Below are 16,776 nucleotides of genomic sequence, written 5' to 3'. Positions count from 1 at the left end.
AAGAAATTACCGATACTACTAATCCTACTGATGGATGTGATTATACCGTTGCTAGCCAGGTAGCCGCAAATGTAAGCGTTGCATGGAATGGGTTGGATTGCGATGGCGATGGGGTAACTAATGGTCAGGAAATTACCGATACTACAGACCCAACAGATAACTGTAGTCTGGTAGCAGCCAATCAAGATGCTACACCAAGTGTTACATGGAATGGGTTGGATTGCGATGGCGATGGCGTAACCAATGGACAAGAAATTACGGATAGTACAGATCCAACGGATAATTGTAGCTTAATAGCCGCTAATCAAGATGCTACGCCAAATGTTGCATGGAATGGGTTGGATTGTGATGGCGATGGCGTAACCAACGGACAAGAAATTACGGATAGTACAGATCCAACAGATAACTGTAGCCTAGTAGCCGCTAATCAGGATGCTACGCCAAATGTAGCATGGAATGGGTTGGATTGTGATGGCGATGGTGTAACCAATGGTCAAGAAATTACAGATAGTACAGATCCAACAGATAACTGTAGCCTAGTAGCCGCTAATCAGGATGCTACGCCAAGTGTTGCATGGAATGGGCTGGATTGTGATGGCGATGGTGTAACCAATGGCCAGGAAATTACGGATAGTACAGATCCAACAGATAACTGTAGCCTAGTAGCCACTAATCAAGATGCTACGCCAAGTGTTGCATGGAATGCGCTGGATTGTGATGGCGATGGCGTAACCAATGGTCAAGAAATTACAGATAGTACAGATCCAGTAGATAACTGTAGCCTAGTAGCCGCTAATCAGGATGCTACGCCAAATGTTGCATGGAATGGATTAGATTGTGATGGCGATGGGGTAACCAATGGTCAAGAAATTACAGATAGTACAGATCCAACAGATAACTGTAGCCTAGTAGCCGCTAATCAAGATGCTACGCCAAGTGTTGCATGGAATGGATTAGATTGTGATGGCGATGGCGTAACCAATGGTCAGGAAATTACAGATAATACAAACCCAACAGATGGATGTGATTATATAGTAGCAAGTCAAATAATAGCAAATGTAAGTACAGCGTGGAATGCGTTAGATTGTGATGGAGACGGTGTAACCAATGGTCAGGAAATTATAGATGCTACAAATCCAACAGATGGTTGTGATTACATAGTAGCAAGTCAAATAATAGCAAATGTAAGTACAGCATGGAATGGGTTAGATTGTGATGGCGATGGCGTAACCAATGGTCAGGAAATTATAGATAGTACAGATCCAACAGATAATTGTAGCTTAGTGGCTACTAGTCAGGATACTATGCCAAGTGTTGTTTGGAATGCGTTGGATTGTGATGGTGATGGAGTAACCAATGGTCAGGAAATTACAGATAGTACGGATCCAACAGATAATTGTAGTTTGATAGCTACAAATCAAGATACTGCTCCAAGCGCTACATGGAATACATTGGATTGTGATGGTGATGGAGTGACCAACGGTCAAGAAATTACAGATAGTACGGATCCAACAGATAATTGTAGTTTGATAGCTACAAATCAAGATATTGCTCCAAGTGCTACATGGAATGGGTTGGATTGTGATGGCGATGGCGTAACCAATGGTCAGGAAATTACGGATAGTACAGATCCAATAGATAACTGTGACCTAGTTGTTACCAATCAAGATACTACTCCAAGTGCTGTATGGAACGGATTAGACTGCGATAGTGATAATGTAACGAACGGTCAGGAAATGATTGATGGTACTGATCCAATTGATCCAGATACAGATGGTGATGGCGTAATTGATGGAACAGAAATGACTGATGGAACTGATGGTTTAGATACTTGTAGTTATGAAGTAATAAGTGTAACATTAACTCCAGATACGACATGGGAGATGCTGGATTGTGATGGTGATGGTGAAAATAACAGAGATGAAGTTATAAATGGTACAGACCCTCAAGATGCTTGTAGTGTATCTAATCAAACAATTCCAGATATGTCTATTGTTAATTATGAAGTTTGGGCTTTATCAGATTGTGATGGTGATGGAGTTACTAATGGAATAGAGATAGATGCTGATGGCGATGGAGTAGAAGGGCCAGATAGTACAAATCCTTTTGATGGTTGTGATTATAATGAAGAGGATCAAGTAATAGAAAATGTAAGTGTTGCGTGGAACTCTTTAGATTGTGATAGTGATGGAGTTACAAATGAGGATGAAGTTACAAATGGAACAAATACTTTTGTACAAGACACAGATGGTGATGGTGTTACAGATGGAGATGAGGTAAACGATGGAACTGATGGTCTTAGTGCTTGTGATTATAATGGATCAAGTGTGACATTGCCTCAAACTGCAGATATTAGTTCATTAGGATGTAATGGAGAGGTAGAGATTTTTACTGGAATTAGCCCTAATGGAGATGGTGTTAATGATGATTTTAGAATTGAAGGTTTAGAGAAATATCCAGAGAATACGCTACATATTTATAATAGATGGGGAGTGCAGGTGTTTGAAGCCAATGGATATGAGCAATCAGGGACAGAGTACTTCAAAGGTATTTCAAATGGTAGAGCAACGATTCAGGAGAATAAAAACTTACCAGTTGGAACTTATTATTATGTCTTGAATTATGTTGATTCAAAAGGCGTTAATCAATCAAAAACAGGATACTTATATATTAACAGATAATATATAATATTAATATATACTCAACAGGTATTGCCTAAAAATGCCTGTTGAATAAAACCCCATAAAATATTATGAGAATAATGGTTATAACAAAAATAGGTGCGTTTATAGGTTGCTTATTTGTAATGATGACATCATATAGTCAGCAAGATGCTCAGTACACTCAATATATGTATAATACAATAAGTATTAATCCAGCTTACGCAGGAAGTAGGGGAGTTATGAGTATTATGGGGCTTCATCGTAGTCAATGGGTTGGCTTAGATGGTGCACCACGTACTCAAACACTTACTTTGAATACACCAATTGGAGATAATGAGCGAGTTGGGTTAGGTGTATCTATTGTTAACGATGAGATAGGTCCAACAGATGAAACATATTTTGATATTGATTTTTCTTATACATTAAAAACCTCAGAGCGAGGTAAATTAAGTCTAGGATTAAAAGCAGGAGCACATTTGTTGAATGTTGATTTTCAGCAATTATCCAAATTTACCAGTAATGATAATTTATTTGCAACTAATATAGATAATAAGTTTAGTCCAAATGTTGGAGTAGGGGTTTATTACCATACAGATCGTTTTTATCTTGGTGTAAGTACCCCTAATTTATTAGAGACAGATCATTTTGATGAAAGTAGTACTCAAAGTAATAGTAGTGCTACAAGCTTTTTAGCCGAAGAACGTATTAATTACTACTTAATAGCTGGTCATGTTTTTGACTTGAGTGATGATATAAAGTTTAAACCAGCTGTTTTGAGTAAGTTGGTTTTTGGAGCCCCATTACAGGTTGATCTTTCAGCGAATTTTTTAGTATATGATCGTTTAACATTGGGAGCTGCGTATCGTTGGGATGCTGCTTTGAGTGGTATGATTGGTTTTCAGGTTTCTGATGCTCTTATGATTGGTTTTGCGTATGATCGTGAAACTACAGAATTAGGACAAACACAATTTAATGATGGAAGTTATGAGGTGATGTTGCGGTTTGAACTTTTTAAGAAATATAATAGAATGTTAACACCAAGGTTCTTTTAAATTAAATCGTTTTAAACAAGGTAGAGTAATAGGTTAAAATAAATAATGTTGAAATAGAAAAGCATCCCAAATTTTTTAGGATGCTTTTTTTATTAAATCAGGTATGATTTCTAAGTTTTTTATTTCTTAGTATCAGTCTTTTTAATATCCTTTGTATTAGTGTTTTCGGGAGCTTTAATATTTACCAACTCCAATTCAAAAATAATTTCACTGTTAGGAGGGATTGGTCCAGCACCTCTTTCTCCATATGCAAGGTGAGCAGGTATAAAAAGAATAGCTTTATCTCCTACACTCATTTGTTGAACTCCTTCTTTAAAACCAGGAATCATTCTTGCTTCAGGAGAATATGGCATTTCTATTGGCGCATACCCTCTTGGGTCTGCAGCTCTACGCTCATCATAAACACCTAATTCTTTAGCCTTTTCTGCAATATTTGTGTCAAAAACTTTTCCATCAGTAAAATATCCAGCATAATTGATGTTTACTAAATCTCCTTGTTTTGGTTTTTGACCTTTTCCTTTATGAGTAAAAACAATTTCTAAACCACTTTCTAGTTTGGTAGCGTTAGCTTTTGTTTCATTAAACTTAGCGGCAATTGCGGCATTACGCTCTTTTTCAGCTTTTTCTTTTTCAGCTTTTTCAGCTTCAAGAACTTTAAGTTTATCAGTAAAAGCGGTTGCAGTATCAAACCCTTTAGCATTAGAACCTTTACGGATGATGTTAACTTCCATCATTTTTACTTCTTCTTCAGGTTTATTTCCAGATACTGTTTTTACAACTCCAAGGCTGTCAATAACGTCTTGTCCTACAACAATTTCTCCAAATACAGTATGTTTTCCATCTAACCAAGGAGTTTCTTTTAATGTGATAAAAAACTGACTCCCATTAGTATTAGGTCCAGAATTTGCCATTGATAATATTCCTTTAGATTTGTGAGTTAGAGAATCTACAATTTCATCAGGAAATTTATAACCTGGATCACCAGTTCCAGTACCAAGAGGATCTCCTGTTTGGATCATGAAATCTTTGATGATTCTATGGAATATAATTCCATTATAATATTTTTTTCCTTTATAGGTACTATCTACCATGGTATTGGTTCCTTCTGCCAAAGTAACAAAGTTTGCTACTGTCATAGGAACTAAGTCGTAGTGTAATTTTGCAACAGCCGTTCCTTTGTTTGTGATAATTTCTGCATAAAGCCCATCTTGTAAATCTGGGTATTTTTCATTACAACTGCTAAGAGTTAATGTAATAATGGCTAAGAATAATAAATTTAATTTTTTCATTTTTTTATTAATAAATTAATTTTTTGTTGTTGATTCTTTTCTAATTGTGTTGAGTGTTACTTCTGCTATTAACGGAATATTTGTTCCAATCTTATTATCATCACCATAATATCCGTAAGCTTGATAAGAAGGAAAAAGAAATGTTACCATTTCTCCTTGTTTCATAAGCTTTAATCCTTCTCTAAGGCCTAAAAAAAGCTCTTCTTTGTCAATACGATACGTAATAGTTTTTAATTCTTGTTGGGTATAAATTATATTGCCGTTTAAATCTTTTACATTGTAATCAAAGGTTACGATATCTCCAAATTGAGGGGTTATAGTAGAAATAGAGTCCTTTTTTTTGTAGAAATACCAAAAGCCTGTTTCTGATGTTATGTAATTGTTTAGGCTATCTGCGGTAATAATTTTTTGAATTCTGGCTTCTTCTCGAGCAGCGAGTTCTTTATTTCGTAAGATAGATTCATCGATAAAAGAACCAGATTTTACATTTTTTGGTCTGCGAGCTTCTGGTGTTTTACAAGAAAAGCATAGAAAAACAAGACAGAGTGTGTGAAGTACTAATCTCATTGATTCAGGACGTTTTTATAAGCTGGTAAGATACTAATAAATTTTTCAACGGTATCAGATAATGAGAGATTACTTCTTCCTCCTGCAGCATTATGATGCCCGCCTCCTTCAAAATGATTTCTTGAAAATTCGTTTACAGAAAAATCACCTTTGGAGCGTAGAGAAATTTTGATAATTCTTTCTCCTTTATTTTCGATAAAAATAACTGCGAATTTAACATCTAAAATAGAAAGCCCGAAATTAACAAAACCTTCTGTATCTCCTTTTTTAAAACTATGTTGATCTAGTTCTTTTTGAGATAAAGTAATGTATGCGGTATTGTATTCGGGTAATACTCTTAGGTTTTTAAAAGCAATACCTTTTAACTGAATTCGCGAAAGTGTATTTGTGTCATAAATCTTTTCATGAATTCTGGTGTTGTCTGCTCCTTTATCAATTAGATCAGCAAGTACTCTATGAGTTGTACTTGTGGTAGATCTATACCTGAAAGATCCTGTGTCTGTCATTATTCCTACATAGATAGAAGTAGCTATATCAGGGGTAATTTTATCAAGGTCGCCTAATTTTTCTATAAAATGATAAATCATTTGACAGGTAGAACTCATGCTTGAATCACTATATGTATAGGTGGCATAGGTATCTGGTTGCTGGTGATGGTCGATCATAACAAAAGTGCTTTTTGTAGCTGCCAAAATATTTTGCATATCACCACTTCTGGATAAATGATTAAAATCTAATGTAAAAATAATGTCTGCTTCTATTATTCTATCACTAGCAATTTGCGTATCATTATCATATTTGATAATGTTTTTTTCTCCTGGCACCCATTTTAGAAAAGAAGGGTAGTCATTAGGAGTAATAACGGTAACATGGTGTTCTGAAAATTTCAGATAATGGTACAGTGCTAGACTAGAACCAATAGCATCACCATCAGGGTTTTTATGTGTTACAATTATAATATTTTTTGGAGTAGATAGTAACTCCTTTATTTTATTTGTTTCATTACTATTCATAGGTCAGCGAAGATACAATAAATAATATTTTGGAGATGGTAGAATGCTTTTTTGTAAAAGTTCTAATGTTTGGTAGTTATATATTGAACTTTTGCAGAGGTTGTATGGGGGTAATTCATATGATTATTTTTATTTTTTTGGAGTAGTTAGGAATGCTTTGAAAACGGTGAATAAATGTTATTTGAAGGCATTTCGTATAATAATTCTTGTTTTTGATGCTTTTATATATATTTTTGCACAAAATTTTTAGAAAAAACAGGTATTTATATACCAGAATAATAAATTGAATTACTTCTAGTTAGAAGTGATATATAACAAAAACACACTTATACTATGGCAACAAACAGAACTTTTACAATGCTTAAACCAGATGCGGTAAGAAAAGGATATATTGGTGGTATTGTAGAGCAAATTACAGCTTCAGGATTTAGAATTGTGGCAATGAAATTAACTCAACTTACTACAGATGATGCAGCTGCTTTTTATGCAGTTCATAAAGAACGTCCTTTTTATGGAGAATTAGTAGAGTATATGACTAGTGGTCCTATTGTAGCGGCAATTCTTGAAAAAGAAAATGCGGTAGAAGATTTTAGAACTTTGATAGGAGCTACAAATCCCGAGGAGGCTGCAGAAGGAACTATTCGTAAAAAATACGCAACTTCTATAAGTGAAAATGCAGTGCATGGTAGTGATAGTGATGAGAACGCTGCCATTGAAGGAGCTTTTCATTTCTCAGGAAGAGAGCAGTTTTAAGAACATATTTTTTGCTAAATTCTGAAGGATTATAGCAAAATTTAATATAATTAAAAGGTAGTAATTTTAAATTACTACCTTTTGTTTTTTTATGACTATAATACTGCTATGGGTAAGAAAAACAGCAGAGTAATGGTAGCTTTTAGTAATTTTAGGAAGTGGATTTGCTAACTAATTTTTCTTGATGGTATACAACATAAAAAAGACTGCCTAAAAAGACAGTCTTTTATCTATTACAATGTTACTTGTTTGATATAGAATATTGGCTAATTCAAATCCCAGAATAATTTCGTTTCGGCTTTGTCACCACCTATCGCAGTAGAGGCAGATTCCCAGTTTGCACCGTTTAATGTTTGTTCTACAATAGGATAGGTATATCTATTAGGGAATCCAGAAACAGCTTCAGCGGGTTTTGCTAGCGTTGGGAAATCTAATAACCTGATAGATGTCCAAGCTTCTATACCTCTGTTGAATAATGCAATCCACTTTTGGTTACCAATAACTTCTTTCCAAGGAGTAGTAGCAGTACTTGCTGCCAGTGCTGTATCGTAATCTACAGTTGCCTGTGCTAGATATGTTACAGCATCTGCATTTGTTCCTCCCCAACTTTCGATAGACTCAATAATACCAGCATCATAGTGACTTTTGGCAGTTCCGCCAACAGCAAAGTTTCTTGCAGCTGCTTCTGCTAATAAAAATTCAACTTCTGCATAGTCAAAAAGTACACCTGGTGTATCTGCAGCTGCTATATAATCAGATACATGAGAGTGTGAAGAAAAACTAGATGTGCTACCGATTTTTCCGCCTTTATATCCTAGGTATGTTATAATATCTCCTGCTTCTGGTGTTTCAGCAATATTATCAATGCCTAGAGAGGATGTTCCTATTGCTGATATATCTCCAAGAGTAGTTGGACCGTTTGAGGCTTTATCTCCTATTTCAATACTTACATCAATTGGGTTTTTTAAGTTTAAAGTTGTTGTAATACCAGAAGTAGAAGTAGATACGATTGTGTCTACAATTACCTGAGTTCTTTTGAAATATAAAGACCTTCTAGGATCTTTTAGATCATTCATATCATTTACAATGGTAGCTCCTGCAACAAAATCAGCTCTTCCGCTTAATACAAGATTGGCATGTATAGGGTTTGTGTTTGGTGCAGCAGTCAAATACTTAAAATTAGCATTGTCTGCTCTGCTAGTGAAAACACCAGTGGTTACGGCAGACTCTACAGTAGTTCTGGCGAATGAATTGTCTACATCAGATAATAAGATTCCCATTCTGAGTTTTAAAGAAGCTGCAAACTTTTTCCATAGCGATACATCTCCTTCGTAAATGTTGTCAGCAACGCCAAAGCTTCCTTTACTAGTGTCTAAAGCATCTATAGCAGTCGTTAACCTTGCAATAAGAGCTTTGTATGTAGTTTCACCATCATCATAGGTAGGTAATAGGTTGTCAATATCCAGCGCTTCTGAGTAAGGAACATCTCCAAAAGTTTCTATTAATACACTATACGCATAGATGGTTAGTATCTCTATTACCTGTAATTTATTTGCTTTGGTTTCTATGTCTCCAGGTAAAGTATATTCTGTGTCAGTAATGATTTTAGAAGCTTCATCAAGATCCTTTAATACATCTTTATATAAAACACTCCAGTGTGTTGCCGGGATTGTTCTGGTTACCTGATCATAATTACTTTCATCAGTATAGGTAGTTTCTTGTAGGTATTGAGCCCAAAGTTTGGTGTTGTTATTGTTTACACTTAAGTCAACGATTTGGTCTACTAAGTTTTTCTGCGCGCCTGTGAATAGGGTTTCACCAGGAACAGAAGATGGGTCTTTGATATTCTCATTCAGACTTTCGAGATTGTCTGAACAAGAGGCTATAATTACTGCTGTAATTAAAATGAATATTTTTTTCATCTGTGCTATTTTTTTAGAATTGTAATTTTAAATTGAAACCTATATCTCTTGTAGTAGGTAAAGAACCTACAGAGTACCCTTGTAAGTTACCTGAACTTAATCCACTTTCAGGATCGGCATGTGGAAGGTTTTTGTCAATGATCCATAGGTTAGAACCAATTACACTAAACGAAACATCATTTAAGAATGTCTTTTTGATAAGCTGTTTAGGGAAACTATAAGTTAAAGAGACTTCTCTTAATTTTACAAAGCTAGCATCGTATACAAAGGCAGCATCTGGTAATCCTCTTCTGTACCCAAAAGCACCAAATCGATCTGCTCTAATTCTTGTTGTGTTTGCTGATCCATCAGTGTTAACCCCTTGGTTAATGAACCCTCCTCCATCAGCAAGACTATTTCTTACAGGGTTTCCTAGGTCATTGATAAAAGCAGTTTCTTCGTATAAACCAGTTGCTTGCCCGTAATATTGATCTAGAGAAAAGATACTTCCTCCTTTTTGAATATCTATCAAGAAGCTAAAAGAAAGATTCTTGTAGGTAAATGAGTTTGATATCCCCATCAGCCAATCAGGGTTGGTATCTCCAATATTATTATTTGATGTGCTTGTTTTTATGTATTGTCCTTGAGCAGGATTTGGGTCATCTTGACCATCCCCATCTTCATCTATAGGTAAAGTTTCTCGACCGTCAACTACTCTTTCTCCGTTTAGATAGGTGTAATCCGTACCTTGTATAATACCATACGGTTTTCCTACTTGTGCGTTGATTGTAATTCCTCCTTGAAAAGAACCTAATTGTAGGTTTTCTATTCCATCTTCTAGAGATATTACTTTATTCTCATTTTTAGACCAGTTTACATTTACATTCCAAGAGAAGTTTGTAGTTTCTATAGGAGTACCATATAAGGAAATTTCTATTCCTTTGTTTTCGATTTCTCCAGCATTTAAAATTTTGGAAGAAAACCCTGCTGCTCTGGTAATAGGAACCCCAAAGATTTGATCTATAGAATTGTTCTTATAATATGCAATATCAAAACCTAATCTGTTTTGTAAAAGCTTCATTTCTAAACCAATTTCCATACTAGTAGTATTTTCTGGCTTGAGATCTGGGTTCTTTTTAACATTCCCAACAGAAGTGCTTGCACCTCCAATTGGTGTGTTTACAACATAGCTGTCGTATAAGAAATCAAAAGGAGCACTGTTTCCTACTTCTGCATAATTGGCTCTGATCTTACCAAAAGATATAAAATCGGCATCGATAAGATTAGAAAATACAAAACTACCAGCTACAGATGGATAATAAAATGTGTTGTTCCCTTTTGGTAAACTAGAAGAATGATCTCTACGGATGGTTGCATCTAAGAAATAAGTTTCTTTATATCCTAAAGAAGCACTGGCATAGATACCATCTACTCCTAGTTTTTCATCTCTTTCTACAGGCAGAGGAAGTGGTCCTGCACTATTTTGTAAAGAATATAGCTTTGGAACACTCAATCCACCACTAGTAGATGCATGAATCGATTGAAAATGATTTCTTCTCACATTTGTTCCTAATATACCTTTGATGTTAAATTCGTCACTTAAATCTTTGTAAAAGTTGAACATCAAATCGTAATTAGTCTCTGTATTTCTTAAGTCTTTTCTTGCATATCCAGAATTAACAGTTCCTCTGTTGTCAGTATCTCCTCCTCCAGAATTAACACCAAAAGCAGTGGCAACACTCCCATTAGCTCTTCGTTCTTCTTGTAATTCAGAATAGGTGTCAGTAGCTACTCTCCCTGTTATATCAAACCAATCGGTAACTTTGTAATTTAGAGAGATATTCCCTAGAAAACGATTTCTAGAATCTGTTTGGAAATTTTCATATCGTGTCCAATATGGGTTATCCCAGTAAATTGGTAATGATCCAGCATCAGTGTTGGCAGGATTCCATGTTACGTTTCTACGAGTAGCAAAATAGATGTCTTTTTGTTGTTTGATATCAACATTGGTTTGCCACCATTGTTTAAAATTACCAATGATGTTATCATTGTATCCAGTAGAATTACGACCTAATCCACTTGTTTTGATGTAATTAGCGTATCCTGTAGCGGTTAATTTATCGGTTAATTTGATGTTTCCGCTCATAGAAAAATTATGCTTTTTGATAGAACTATTGGGCATTAAACCTGTTTGGTCAAATTGAGTATAGTTTAATCTGTAGCTACCTTTATCAAATCCCTTATCCAGAGATATAGAGTTTGTAATGGTTATAGGGGTTTCAAAAAAGGTAATAGGACCATTTTTTGCATTTACCCAAGGGGTTGGTGTTCTATAATTAGGAGAGTCTGGGTCAAATGCATCCCATTGGTACACCAGAATATTTGGATCAAATGCAGCTCCATATGATGCATCTTCTGTTAATGGAGTTACAAAATCCAAAGTACCATCATTGTCGATGTCTTTTAAATCTAAATAACTATCTTCATTAGGACCATAATAAGGGCCGTAACCTGCTCCATATTGTTTTTGATATTTTGCAAATGTACTTTTGTCAATAGACCCAACAGTTAATCCTGAATTAATGGTAACTCCCATTCCTGTAGATTTTCCACCTTTTTTTGTTGTAATCATGATTACTCCATTGGCAGCTCTAGACCCATAAAGGGCAGATGCCGCAGCACCTTTTAAAACGTTAATAGATTCAATATCTTCAGGATTGATGTCAGAAGCTGCATTTCCGTAGTCATATTGTCCTCCTCTGGCTTGTCCTTGAATTTTTGAATTTGTGTTGGTGTTATTGATAGGAATTCCGTCGATAACAAATAAAGCTTGATTACTTCCTGTTAAAGAGGCATTACCCCTGATCACCACATTTGTTGATCCACCTAAATTGTTATTTCTTTTAATTTGTACACCAGAAGCTTTTCCTGAGAGAGAATTTACAAAGTTTGCTGTTTTTACTTTGTTTAGATCTTCTCCGTCTACTTCTTGAGTAGCATAACCTAATGATTTCTTATCTCTAGAAATACCAAGGGCTGTAACTACAATTTCATCTAATTGAGAAGCGGCAACTTCTAATTGTACATCAATTTTTTTTTGAGTACCCACTATTATTTCTTTATCTGCAAAACCTAGATAGGTAAATAGAAGAGTGCTTCCTGAAGAAGCATTTAGTGAATACATTCCGTCAAAATCTGTTTGAGCGCCATTATTTGTGCCTTTTACCACGATGTTTACACCAGGTAAAGGCATCCCGCCATCGTCTGTGACCTTACCTGTTATTGGGCCATCTTGCGCAATAGAGAGTTGTGTTACTAATACGCATAGAAGCATTAGTAGTTTTTGTGTTAATAATTTCATTTGTGTGATATGATTTTTTGTTAGACGAACAAGATTATTAAGAAAATTAACGTAATAAGTGTAATAACTATAGTTTAACAAAAGATTAACCTTGTTTTTGTAAGGATGTCATGTTTGTTTCGTCGCAGTTGATTTTAGTGCAAATGATATCTTAAGGATTAAAAGAAAAATATAAAAAAAACACTGTTATTTTGTTAATTTAATAAAATTAATTAATTGAGTTTTTGTTTGTTTTTTGAGGTTAATAATTTGATTGTTATTTAAGTATGTGTATTTTTTTGAGTTCTTTTTTTATAAAATAGTTTTTAGTGAAGTTTGATGTAAAAAATGCTTTTTTACGACGGTAATATGATGATAAGGAGATAAAGGGTTGAGTGTTTAAAAAGAGAAAAAAGCGTCAGTAAATTACCTATAGATTGTTTTTGAAAAAAAAGGTGTTGTATAATCGTTGTATGATTAGAAGGTAGGTAAGATATGACTAAGTTTTATACTAGGAGTTAACTTTGTAAGCTTTGTTGTGGATACGTAATATTATAAGAATGGGGGCAGTGTACAAGACTAACTATTCAGATAGAGGATTACTACTAATGTCTGATCTAAATAAAAAGATTTATGTTATAGGGGGGGGTAAAATGAAAGTTGTAAGGAAAAGATAGATTATCTTAATATTAATTTTGTGATTAATGTTTTGGTTAATTCTTCATTAAGATTATCAATGATTTTTTGTTTTCCATAGCTTAATTCTTCTCTAAGAACAGATGAGGTAAGTTCAACAAATAATGTTTCTCTTTCTAATTTGATATTTCTAGTGTATTTTGTTATTGCTGGTCCCATTACCTTTTCCCAAACATCACGTACAGCAACTTTGTCTAACCCTTTTTGTAGATTGTTATCTGTGACAAAATTTTTTAAAACTTGCTCTAGAGTTTGATGTTCTTGGTGTCTTTTTTTCATTATAATTCAATCTTTTGGTACCGTTGGTAAAAATACACATTTCCTGTTTCATTCTTGATTACTATTTCATTTTCTTCTGCAGAAATAACTGTTTCTACCCAAGTAGCAAACGAAGTTTTGTAGTATAGCCTTAAGCTATCATTCTTAATACGCAATGTAAATGTTTCACTTGTTCCTGTTGTGGTAAAACTTCCATCAAATTTTGGTCGTACCTTTTTGCGTATACCTGAGGTGTCGTTAATCTGAAAAAAATCAATGTTTTGATTGAATTTGTATTCTTTTTCATTGCCATTTGGCATTATTACCTTTTTAATCTCCCAATATCCATTTAAGTATTGAGTATAGTTTTTTGGGTTGTTTTTAGAGCAAGAAGTGAAAATACTAATGATTAATGTTGAGTATAAAAAATATGTATTAAGTCTTTGATTCATGTGTAAATGCTGTGGTTTTTTGTTTGTGAAACAAGCTATTGTTTACAAAGTTTTTTGATTACTGGCTGTGCTACGGTGTAATGATATTTAGATTATAATTTAATGATTTTATATGATTGTGATATTTTTTTTACCACATCTTCGGTTCTGTTGGCATGTGTGTCGCTGATGAATAACTGTCCAAAATTTTGATCGTCTACTAGTTTTATGATGTGCTCTACTCGTTTTTCGTCAAGCTTGTCAAAGATATCATCAAGTAAGAGTATAGGGTTTACTTTACTTTGTTGTTTTATAAAATCAAATTGAGCTAGTTTTAATGCGATCAGGAAAGATTTTTGCTGTCCTTGACTTCCAAACTTTTTAATGGGGTGACCATCTATTTCAAAAGATAAATCATCCTTATGTATCCCAACACCTGTATACTGTAGTATTCTATCTTTGGGTAAGTTTTGTTCTAAAAGAGATAGTAAATCTGTTTCTGCCAGTTTACTTTGGTACGATAAAGAAACATTTTCTTCACCAGAACTAATAGCTTGATATCTCTCTATAAAAATGGGAATAAAAGTTTCTAAGAAATCTGTTCTTTTTTTGAATATGATAGTACCATATTCAGATAGTTGTTGGTTGTATATATCTAATGTAGAGGGGTCAAAAGTATTGTTGGCTACAAAGTATTTTAATAAAGAATTGCGTTGTGATACAGTTTTAGAATATGATAATAGGGTTTTTAGATAGGACTGGTCACTTTGAGAAATTACACCATCTATAAACTTACGTCGTGTATGACTTCCTTCTGTAATTAAGTCTCTATCTGTTGGAGAAACAATAACCAAAGGTAGAAAGCCAATATGTTGACTAAGGGTATCGTATACTTTTCCGTTACGTTTTATTATTTTTTTTTGCCCTTTTTTTACACTTACAATAACTTTCTCGTCTCTTTTTTCTTTTTGATAATGACTATCTATGACAAAAAAATCTGTGGTATGTCTTATGTTTTGACTAGTGACAGGATTGAAATAACTTTTGCCAAAAGATAAGTGATAGATGGCATCAAGAACATTTGTTTTTCCAACGCCATTGTTTCCTACAAAACAATTTATTTTGTCATCAAATTCAAAATTGACAGATTCAAAATTTTTATAATTAAGTAGAGAAAGAGATTTTAAAATCATAAAACAGCAACCATCAGAGAATTCTTACTTTAATAAAATTCTTAGTTAATCTGCGCAAATTATTGAAAAATAATAAATAGTTGTGCTTTTAATTATGAATAAAAATTTTATTTTTGCCGTTCATTAAAGAAAATTTATGGCAACTTACAAGAAACGAGGATACAAACCAAAAAATAAGGTTGAAGAAGTTGAACAGATCGAAGAGCATTCAACTACCGCAGAGGTATTTAATACCTTAGACGAGGGAGCTTCAAAAACCGAAGAATGGGTTGCGGCCAATCAAAAATATATACTAGGGGCTGTTGGATTAGTGGCACTTGTAATATTAGGATATCTTGGGTTTCAGAAATTCATACAAGAGCCTAAAGAGCAAGAAGCTGCCAATGAGATGTTTACGGCGCAACAATATTTTGATAATGCTGTAAATGGTAATTCTAAAATTAGCGATTCGTTATATAATCTAGCTCTTAATGGAGGAGAAGGTAAGTATGGGTTTTTAGAGATCATTGAAAATTATGGTGGTACTAGTGCAGCAAACAGAGCAAATTACTACGCTGGATTTTCTTATCTAAATATGAATAAATATAAGGAAGCAATTGATTATCTAGGTGATTTTAAAGGAGAGGATGATATGTTAGGTCCTTTAGCTATTGGAGGTATAGGAGATGCTTTTTCTCAATTAGATCAACCAGAAGAAGCTCTTGGTTATTATGAAAAAGCTGCCAATGCAAAGAGTAATGAGCTTGTTACGCCAAGGTTTTTGTTGAAAGCTGCGATTACAGCTATATCTCTTGATAAACCAGAAGTGGCAGTTCCTTTTCTAGAAAGAATTAAAGAAGAATTTCCTAAAAGTGTAGAAGCTAATCAAGTTGACGTGCATTTAGGTAAAGCGCAAGCAATGAAATAGTTTATGATTTTGAGTTAGTGTTTTGTATATCAAACAACGCTGTTCTTAAAAATAATAACTTATAAACTTATATGGCTACAGAAAATAAGAATTTATCACAATACGATAAAGCAACAATCCCAAATGCGAAAAATTTTCGATTTGGGATTGTTGTTTCAGAATGGAATGAAGAAATCACGCAAGGTCTGTTTCAAGGAGCTTTTGATGCTTTTATTGATTGCGGAGCGGTAAAAGAAAACATAGTTCGATGGAATGTGCCAGGAAGTTTTGAGCTGGTATATGGATGTAAAAAAATGCAAGAATCATACGATATGCTAGATGCTATTGTAGTTATTGGTTGTGTGATTCAAGGAGAAACCAAACATTTTGATTTTGTGTGTGAAGGAGTTACTCAAGGAATTAAGGATCTTAATATTGCTAGCGATATCCCTGTGATTTTTTGTGTGCTTACAGATAATACTCTACAGCAATCTATAGATCGTTCTGGAGGGAAACATGGTAATAAAGGAACAGAAGCTGCAATTGCAGCTATCAAAATGGCTCAATTGCGAAAAGACGCTAAGTTTTAACTTTTTTTGACCTAATTAATGATTGATTTAGTTATTGTTTATTGGTGTTAATTTGGAATGTAACAGTAATAAAACAATAATAATTTACAAGATAGTAGATTTTTATGGGGTATGATTTTAAAAAATAGATACCTTAAAAGAAAG

13 protein-coding genes are annotated in these 16,776 nt (G+C 34.1%); 5 read left to right on the top strand and 8 right to left on the bottom strand.

Going from position 1 to position 16,776, the window contains the following annotated elements:
* Both DG508_RS14040 and DG508_RS14035 read left to right on the top strand, forming a co-directional pair.
* The coding region (locus DG508_RS14040) for a T9SS type B sorting domain-containing protein (RefSeq protein WP_108868751.1) at window positions 1–2,681 on the top strand (2,681 nt) is incomplete at its 5' end.
* Between the two features lie 80 nt (window positions 2,682–2,761).
* A complete protein-coding gene (locus tag DG508_RS14035; RefSeq protein ID WP_234418235.1) occupies window positions 2,762–3,715 on the top strand; it encodes a PorP/SprF family type IX secretion system membrane protein in 954 nt (317 codons plus the stop codon).
* Between the two features lie 119 nt (window positions 3,716–3,834).
* Here the strand turns inward: DG508_RS14035 and DG508_RS14030 are convergent, their stop codons facing one another.
* The 3 genes from DG508_RS14030 to DG508_RS14020 are packed head-to-tail and all read right to left on the bottom strand — an operon-like array spanning window position 3,835 to window position 6,584.
* On the bottom strand, window positions 3,835–5,004 hold the full coding sequence (locus tag DG508_RS14030; RefSeq protein ID WP_108868749.1) for a peptidylprolyl isomerase: 1,170 nt from the start codon (window positions 5,002–5,004) through the stop codon (window positions 3,835–3,837).
* Between the two features lie 15 nt (window positions 5,005–5,019).
* Window positions 5,020–5,571: a gliding motility-associated peptidyl-prolyl isomerase GldI gene (gene gldI, locus DG508_RS14025; RefSeq protein WP_108868748.1), complete on the bottom strand. Its 552-nt coding sequence runs from the start codon at window positions 5,569–5,571 to the stop codon at window positions 5,020–5,022.
* Window positions 5,568–6,584 (bottom strand): DHH family phosphoesterase, encoded by a 1,017-nt coding sequence (locus DG508_RS14020; RefSeq protein ID WP_108868747.1) that lies wholly within the window; start codon window positions 6,582–6,584, stop codon window positions 5,568–5,570. Before DG508_RS14020 ends, gldI begins: the two co-directional genes overlap by 4 nt.
* Window positions 6,585–6,917: 333 nt before the next feature.
* Here DG508_RS14020 and DG508_RS14015 point away from each other — a divergent pair, with 333 nt between their 5' ends.
* Window positions 6,918–7,337, top strand: a complete 420-nt coding sequence (locus DG508_RS14015) for a nucleoside-diphosphate kinase (RefSeq protein ID WP_108868746.1) — start codon at window positions 6,918–6,920, stop codon at window positions 7,335–7,337.
* A 266-nt stretch (window positions 7,338–7,603) separates the two neighbouring features.
* Here DG508_RS14015 and DG508_RS21330 read toward each other — a convergent pair whose 3' ends face one another.
* The 5 genes from DG508_RS21330 to recF all read right to left on the bottom strand — a co-directional run bounded on the left by DG508_RS21330 (window position 7,604) and on the right by recF (window position 15,156).
* On the bottom strand, window positions 7,604–9,259 hold the full coding sequence (locus DG508_RS21330; RefSeq protein ID WP_234418234.1) for a SusD/RagB family nutrient-binding outer membrane lipoprotein: 1,656 nt from the start codon (window positions 9,257–9,259) through the stop codon (window positions 7,604–7,606).
* A 13-nt stretch (window positions 9,260–9,272) separates the two neighbouring features.
* Window positions 9,273–12,599, bottom strand: coding sequence for a SusC/RagA family TonB-linked outer membrane protein (locus tag DG508_RS14005; protein WP_108868745.1), 3,327 nt, complete (start codon window positions 12,597–12,599; stop codon window positions 9,273–9,275).
* 657 nt (window positions 12,600–13,256) lie between these two features.
* The gene (locus tag DG508_RS14000; RefSeq protein ID WP_108868744.1) at window positions 13,257–13,553 is read right to left on the bottom strand and encodes a DciA family protein; all 297 of its coding nucleotides are present in this window, start codon (window positions 13,551–13,553) and stop codon (window positions 13,257–13,259) included.
* A complete protein-coding gene (locus tag DG508_RS13995) occupies window positions 13,553–13,984 on the bottom strand; it encodes a lipocalin family protein (RefSeq protein WP_108868743.1) in 432 nt (143 codons plus the stop codon). Before DG508_RS13995 ends, DG508_RS14000 begins: the two co-directional genes overlap by 1 nt.
* A 92-nt stretch (window positions 13,985–14,076) precedes the next feature.
* A complete protein-coding gene (recF, locus tag DG508_RS13990) occupies window positions 14,077–15,156 on the bottom strand; it encodes a DNA replication/repair protein RecF (protein WP_108868742.1) in 1,080 nt (359 codons plus the stop codon).
* Window positions 15,157–15,292: 136 nt separating this feature from the next.
* On the opposite strand from recF, the gene DG508_RS13985 reads away from it, so the two are divergent.
* Both DG508_RS13985 and ribH read left to right on the top strand, forming a co-directional pair.
* The gene (locus DG508_RS13985; RefSeq protein WP_108868741.1) at window positions 15,293–16,063 is read left to right on the top strand and encodes a tetratricopeptide repeat protein; all 771 of its coding nucleotides are present in this window, start codon (window positions 15,293–15,295) and stop codon (window positions 16,061–16,063) included.
* Window positions 16,064–16,134: 71 nt separating this feature from the next.
* Window positions 16,135–16,632 carry a 6,7-dimethyl-8-ribityllumazine synthase gene (ribH, locus tag DG508_RS13980; protein ID WP_108868740.1) on the top strand — a complete coding sequence of 166 codons (498 nt, stop codon included), beginning with the start codon at window positions 16,135–16,137 and terminating at the stop codon, window positions 16,630–16,632.
* Window positions 16,633–16,776 lie beyond the last annotated feature (144 nt).

The organism is Aquimarina aquimarini (assembly GCF_900299535.1).
GTDB classification, from domain to species: Bacteria; Bacteroidota; Bacteroidia; order Flavobacteriales; family Flavobacteriaceae; genus Aquimarina; species Aquimarina aquimarini.
This window is presented reverse-complemented; position numbering and strand designations above follow the sequence as displayed.